This window comes from Delftia sp. ZNC0008 (assembly GCF_000799035.1).
Classification (GTDB): Bacteria; Pseudomonadota; Gammaproteobacteria; order Burkholderiales; family Burkholderiaceae_C; genus Comamonas; species Comamonas tsuruhatensis.
Genome location: NZ_JTKZ01000138.1, coordinates 1 through 6,067, shown reverse-complemented (window position 1 = coordinate 6,067; position 6,067 = coordinate 1). Strand labels below are relative to the sequence as shown.

Annotated in this window: 6 protein-coding genes; 5 read left to right on the top strand and 1 reads right to left on the bottom strand. The window is 67.0% G+C overall.

Annotated features, from left to right (window positions below):
- The first annotated feature begins 171 nt into the window (after nt 1-171).
- The 4 genes from L995_RS04790 (at nt 172) to L995_RS04775 (ending at nt 4,890) form a co-directional block, all read left to right on the top strand.
- Nucleotides 172-921 carry an enoyl-CoA hydratase/isomerase family protein gene (locus L995_RS04790; RefSeq protein WP_017405751.1) on the top strand — a complete coding sequence of 250 codons (750 nt, stop codon included), beginning with the start codon at nt 172-174 and terminating at the stop codon, nt 919-921.
- A gap of 198 nt (nt 922-1,119) precedes the next feature.
- Nucleotides 1,120-2,088 carry a Bug family tripartite tricarboxylate transporter substrate binding protein gene (locus L995_RS04785; protein WP_047469660.1) on the top strand — a complete coding sequence of 323 codons (969 nt, stop codon included), beginning with the start codon at nt 1,120-1,122 and terminating at the stop codon, nt 2,086-2,088.
- 17 nt (nt 2,089-2,105) lie between these two features.
- Nucleotides 2,106-3,293, top strand: coding sequence for a CaiB/BaiF CoA transferase family protein (locus L995_RS04780; protein ID WP_047469664.1), 1,188 nt, complete (start codon nt 2,106-2,108; stop codon nt 3,291-3,293).
- Nucleotides 3,294-3,336: 43 nt separating this feature from the next.
- Complete coding sequence (locus tag L995_RS04775) at nt 3,337-4,890, top strand: malonate--CoA ligase (RefSeq protein ID WP_016453080.1); 1,554 nt, start codon at nt 3,337-3,339, stop codon at nt 4,888-4,890.
- Between the two features lie 108 nt (nt 4,891-4,998).
- Here the strand turns inward: L995_RS04775 and L995_RS04770 are convergent, their stop codons facing one another.
- Nucleotides 4,999-5,442 carry a universal stress protein gene (locus L995_RS04770; protein WP_016445196.1) on the bottom strand — a complete coding sequence of 148 codons (444 nt, stop codon included), beginning with the start codon at nt 5,440-5,442 and terminating at the stop codon, nt 4,999-5,001.
- A 116-nt stretch (nt 5,443-5,558) separates the two neighbouring features.
- On the opposite strand from L995_RS04770, the gene L995_RS31745 reads away from it, so the two are divergent.
- On the top strand, nt 5,559-6,067 hold a 509-nt coding region (locus L995_RS31745), incomplete at its 3' end, for a cation transporter (protein WP_197065104.1).

Here is a 6,067-nt window from a genome sequence, read left to right as displayed (position 1 = left end):
CCGCGTCTCGTCGATGGCATCGCCGGGCTGCATGGCGCCTGAGCGCAGCTCGTCTTCCAGCGATTGCCGTATACGCTCCTGCAGGCTGGACGTGGCCGGGGTTTTCTCCAATGGCTGCTTGGCTGGAAGCATTTTCTAATTCAAATATATCTGATTGACTGACTGATACATATGACGCCCAGACTCGACATCCAGGATCACCTGGCCACCATCACGCTGCAGCGCCCCGAAGCGGCCAACAAGCTGGCCCCCGAAGACCTGGGCACGCTGGTCGCGCATGTGGAGCTTATCAACCGCCGCGACGATGTGCGCGTGGTGGTGCTGCGCAGCGAGGGCAAGTACTTTTGCAGTGGCTATGATATATCAGAGATCCAAGGCAGCCAGACCGAGGGCAGCAGCTTCGGCGAGATGGTGGACGCCATCGAGCAATGCCGCGCCGTGACCGTGGCCGCCATCCACGGCGGCGTCTACGGCGGTGCCACCGACATGGCCCTGGCCTGCGACTTTCGCGTGGGCAGCACGGCGGCCGAAATGTTCATGCCGGCCGCGCGCCTGGGCCTGCATTTCTACGCGGGCGGGCTGGAGCGCTATGTCTCGCGCCTGGGCCTGGACACGGCCAAGCGGCTGTTCCTGACCTGCGAGCGCATCCAGGCCCCGGAGATGAAGGCCTGCGGATTCCTCACCCATCTGGCCGAACCCGCCGCCTTCGACGCGGCCGTGGCCCAGCTCACCGGCACGCTGGCCGCCATGGCGCCCATCCCTTTGTTCGGCATGAAAAAGCACCTGAACCTGATTGCGCGCGGCCGCCATGACGTGGCCGAGATCACGCGCGAGGTGCAGCGCAGCATCGCCTCCGAAGACCTGCAGGAAGGCGGCCGGGCCTGGCGCGAGAAACGCAGCCCGGAGTTCAAGGGGCGCTGAACCGCATCCTCCCGCATACACGCAGATTGCCCGTGGTGCTGCCTACCGCCCACAGCCCACGGAACCGGCGCGGCCCAACCCGGGGACACCGAGGAAGGGCCGCTCCCGCACCGAGGGTGTCGCCGGTTGCCCGTACGCCCCCCTTTAGGGGGAAGGCGCGCAGCGACTCAGGGGGTATCAATAAACAGGAGACAAGCCATGTTCAAGCGTTTTGCACTGTCGTTGCTGCTGGCCGGATTGGCCGGTGGCGCGATGGCCCAGTCCTATCCCGCCCGGCCCGTCACGCTGGTCGTGGGATTTCCTCCCGGCGGCGGCGCCGACGCGGTGGCGCGCATCGTGGCCGACAAGGTCGGCAAGATCCTGGGCCAGCCCCTGCTGGTGGACAACCGCCCGGGCGCCGGCACCACGCTGGCCTCCGAGCATGTGGCGCGTGCAGCGCCCGACGGCTACACGCTGCTGCTGGGCAGCGCCAACATCTATGGCTCGGACCAGCTGCTCTACAAGAGCGCGCGCTATGAAGGCGCGCGCAATTTCACGGGCATCACGCGCTGGAGTTCGGCCCCCATGCTGCTGGCCGTGCGCAAGGATTTTCCGGGCCAGAGCGTGGGCGATCTGGTGGCGCTGGCGCGCAGCCAGCCCGACAAGCTCAGCTATTCCTCCTCGGGCGCAGGCGTGATCACGCACCTGGCCACGCTGTCGTTTGCGGGTGCCAGCGGCGGTCTGCGCATGCTGCATGTGCCGTTCAAGGGCGGGGCGCCATCGATACAGGCCGTGGCCGCTGGCGATGTGGACCTGACCTTCGGCACGCCGCCCTCCGTGCTGCCGCTGGCCCAGGCGGGCAAGCTGCGCATGCTGGCCGTGAGCACGGCCGAGCGCTCGCCGCTGTTCCCCGAGCTGCCGGGCATGAAGGAGTCTGGCGTGCCGGGCTTTGACTACACCTTCTGGTTCGGCCTGTTCGCCCCGGCGGGTCTGCCCGAGGACGTGGCCAGGAAGCTGTTCGATGCCAGCACCAAGGCCCTGGAAGACCCCGATGTGAAGGCCAGGCTGGCCAAGCAGGGCAATCTGGCCGCGCCCTCGGCATCCCTTGAGGAATTCCGTACCTGGGCCTTGAAGGAAGGTCAGGAGTCCAAGGCCTTGACCCAGCGTTCCGGAGCCGGATTGCAGTGAATATGAATGATCAAACCATGAATGAACAAGCCACGGGCCTGCCGCTGCAAGGCCTTACCGTCATCGACCTCACGCGCGTGCTGGCCGGCCCCATGTGCACGCAGATGCTGGCCGACCTGGGCGCGCGCGTGATCAAGGTGGAGCAGCCCGGCACGGGCGACGATGCGCGCGGCATCGGGCCGTTCGTGGACGGGGGCTCGGCCTATTTCCTCTCGGTCAATCGCAACAAGGAGTCGATTGCGCTGGACCTCAAGCAGCCCCAGGACCGCGAGGTCTTCGAGCGCCTGCTGCAAGGCGCCGATGTGCTGGTCGAGAACTTTCGCCCCGGCACCATGGACAAGCTCGGCTATGGCTGGGAGACCCTGCATGCACGCCATCCCCGGCTGGTGATGACCTCGGTCTCGGGCTTTGGCCAGACGGGACCCTACAGCGGCTTTCCTGCCTACGACATGGTGGTGCAGGCCATGAGCGGCATGATGAGCGTGACCGGCCACCCGGACGCCGGGCCCTGCCGCGTGGGCGTGTCCATCGGCGACCTGGGCGCGGGCCTGTACGCGGTCATCGGCACACAGGCGGCCTTGATGCGCCGCTCGCGCACGGGGCAGGGCGAGCGCGTCGATGTCTCCATGCTCGACTGCCAGGTGGCCTTGCTGGAAAACCCTGTGGCCCGCCTGGGCGCGCTGGGCAGCGTGCCGGGGCCTATCGGCACGCGGCATCCCTCCATGGCGCCCTTCGATGTGTTCGCGGCGCAGGACGGCTGGTTCGTCATCGCCGTGGGCAGCGATGCGCTGTTTCGCAAGCTCTGCGGCCTGCTGCAATTGCCCGAACTGGCGCAGGACGCGCGCTTTGCCGGCAACGCGCAGCGGTGCGAGCACCAGGCCGAGCTCAAGGCCGCGCTGCAGGCGCGCCTGCGGGACAGTCCCAGGGCGCATTGGCTGGGGTTGCTCACTGATAATGGCATCCCGGCGGGGGAGTACAACAGCGTGGCCGACATCGTCGAGCACCCCCAGGTGCGCGAGCGCGGCATGCTGGCCCAGGTGCAGACGCCCAGCGGCCAGACGCTGCGCGTGGCGGGCAATCCCTTGCAGGCCTCGCTCGGCCAGCCCCTGGTGCGCAGGCAGCCGCCCGCGCTGGACGCGGACCGCGAGCGCATCCTGCGCGAGCTGTCCGTGGCGCCGCCTTCGCCAATCCATGAACGTGCCTGAGATTTCCCGGTCCCCAGCGGATTCTTCCTTCTTCTTCACAGCCATGACCAACCGCAATCTGTTCGCTGCCTTGCGCGCCGCCTTTCCCCAGGATCTGCAAAAGTGGGCCGTAGAGGCCATAGGCGCTGACGGCGCCAGCCTGTTCTACAGCTGGGCAGACCTGGACCGTGGCAGCGCGCGCATGGCCAACCTGCTGCAGTCACTGCAGCTGCCGCCCGCCAGCCGCATTGCCGTACAGGTGGACAAATCGGTGGAAGCGCTGATGCTCTACCTGGCCACGCTGCGCAGCGGCCATGTCTTTCTGCCGCTGAACACCGCCTACCAGGCCGCCGAGATCGAGTACTTCGTGGGCAATGCCGAGCCCGCCGTCGTGGTCTGCACGCCGGCCAATTTCGGCTGGGTGTCCAAGATCGCCTTCACCTCGGGCGTGGCCCATGTCTACACCCTGGGCGACGACCGCAGCGGCACGCTGCTGGAGCGCGCCGCCCACCATGGCGACGAGCAGGAGGTGGTGGAGCGCGGCGAGGACGATCTGGCCGCCATCCTCTACACCAGCGGCACCACGGGCCGCAGCAAGGGGGCGATGCTCACGCACGGCAACATGCTGTCCAACGCCGAAACCCTCAAGGACTACTGGGGCTGGCAGGACGGCGACGTGCTTATCCACGCGCTGCCCATCTTCCATGTGCACGGCCTGTTCGTGGCCATCCATGGTGCGCTGCTCAACGGCAGTCCCATGATCTGGCTGGCCAGGTTCGAACCCGGCACGGTGATCTCGCGCATGCGTGACGCCACCGTCTTCATGGGCGTGCCCACGCTCTACGTGCGCATGCTGGCCGATGCGCGGCTCACGCGCGAGGCGGCGGCCCACATGCGGCTGTTCATCTCGGGCTCGGCACCCATGCTGGTGGAGACGCACCGCGACTGGCAGGAGCGCACCGGCCACGTCATCCTGGAGCGCTACGGCATGAGCGAGACCATCATGCTGACCTCCAACCCCTACCGTGCCGATGGCCGCAACGGCGGCCAGTCCGAGCGCCGCGCCGGCACCGTGGGCTTTGCGCTGCCCGGCGTGGGCGTGCGCATCGTGGACGACGCAGGCCAGCCGGTGGCTGTGGGCGAGATCGGCAACATCCAGGTGCGCGGCCCCAATGTGTTCAAGGGCTACTGGCGCATGCCCGAGAAGACGGCCGAGGAGTTCACGGCCGATGGCTGGTTCCGCACGGGCGACGTGGGCAAGCTCGACGAGCGGGGCTATGTGAGCATCGTGGGCCGCAGCAAGGACCTGATCATCTCGGGCGGCTACAACGTCTATCCGGCCGAGATCGAAGGCTTCATCAACGAGCTGCCCGGCGTGGCCGAAAGCGCCCTGGTCGGCGTGCCGCACCCCGACTTCGGCGAGGTGGGCGTGGTGGTGGTGGTGCCGCGTCCCGGCGCTTCGCTCGAGCCCCAGGCGGTGGTCGATGCGCTCAAGGGCCAACTGGCCAATTTCAAGATTCCCAAGCGCTGCTTCGTGGTGCAGGAGCTGCCGCGCAACACCATGGGCAAGGTGCAGAAGAATCTCCTGCGCGACCAGCACAAGCAGTTGTTCGCCTGAGTGGTCGCCAAGGCGCGGGTCGCGCCCTGGCCTGATTGAAAAAGCAAAAGGCATCGGCGCCGCCGATGCCTTTTTTTGTGCAGCGAAAGCCGAAGCTGCCGCTACCCTTCAGCGCAGTACCAGCACGGGAATGTGGGTGTGCGTGAGCACGTGCTGCGTCTCGCTGCCCAGCAGCAGGCGCTGCAGGCCCTTGCGGCCGTGCGAGGCCATGACGATGAGGTCGCAGTCGCGGCGCTTGGCCACGTCGATCACGCTTTCGGCCACCAGGTCGGACTTGACGATCTCCGTGGTCACGTGGACCTTGAGCGCCTGGCCCTTGGCGTGGATGGCATCCAGCACGGTCTGCGCGTTGGCCGTCCACTGGCCTTCGATGCGTTCGATCTGCTTGAGATCCACGGTTTCGCCGCCTTCGAAGTAGCTGCGCGGATAGTGCTGGACCACCTTGACGACGATCACGCTGGCGCCGCACAAAGCGGCAAGGCCCAGGCCGCTGTCCACGGCCTTGTCGGAAAGCTCGGAACCGTCGGTGGCGATCAGGATGCGGTTGTACATGCGTGCTCCTTTCGTGTGTGCTGATGGGTGGGACGAAGTCAGCATAGACCCAACCATGAGTTAACGGTTGATTAATGTCAATACGCTTATCATGCCCCCCGATTACGCTAAGAACCATGCCCCACACCATTGCAGCCCCATCCAGCGAGGCGGCGGTGGCGGCGCCTGATTCAGGTCTCTCGCCCTCGCAGCAGGCCACGGCCCGACTGCTGGATGATCCGCAGGAGTGGAGTTCGTTCGGACGGCCCGCAGGCCCCGCAACTCCCGCCGACCCTTCCAAAGAACCCACCGATTTCCCTGCCTGGGATTCGCACGTCGTTCTGGAGGGCATGCACTGTGCCGCATGCGCGCTGACCATCGAGGATGCGCTGCGGGCCGTGCCCGGGGTGGAGAAGGCCGAAGTCAGCGCAGCCACGCGCCGCGCGCGAGTCACCTGGCGCCACGAGCAGGTGCTTCCATCCCAGTGGATGGAGGCCGTGCGGCGCGCCGGCTACCAGGCGCTTCCTGCGCGCGATGCCTTTGCGCGCGAGCGCCGCCAGGCCGAAAGCCGCCGTGCGCTGTGGCGCTGGCTGGTGGCCGGCTTTTGCATGATGCAGGTGATGATGTATGCGTGGCCCGCCTACGT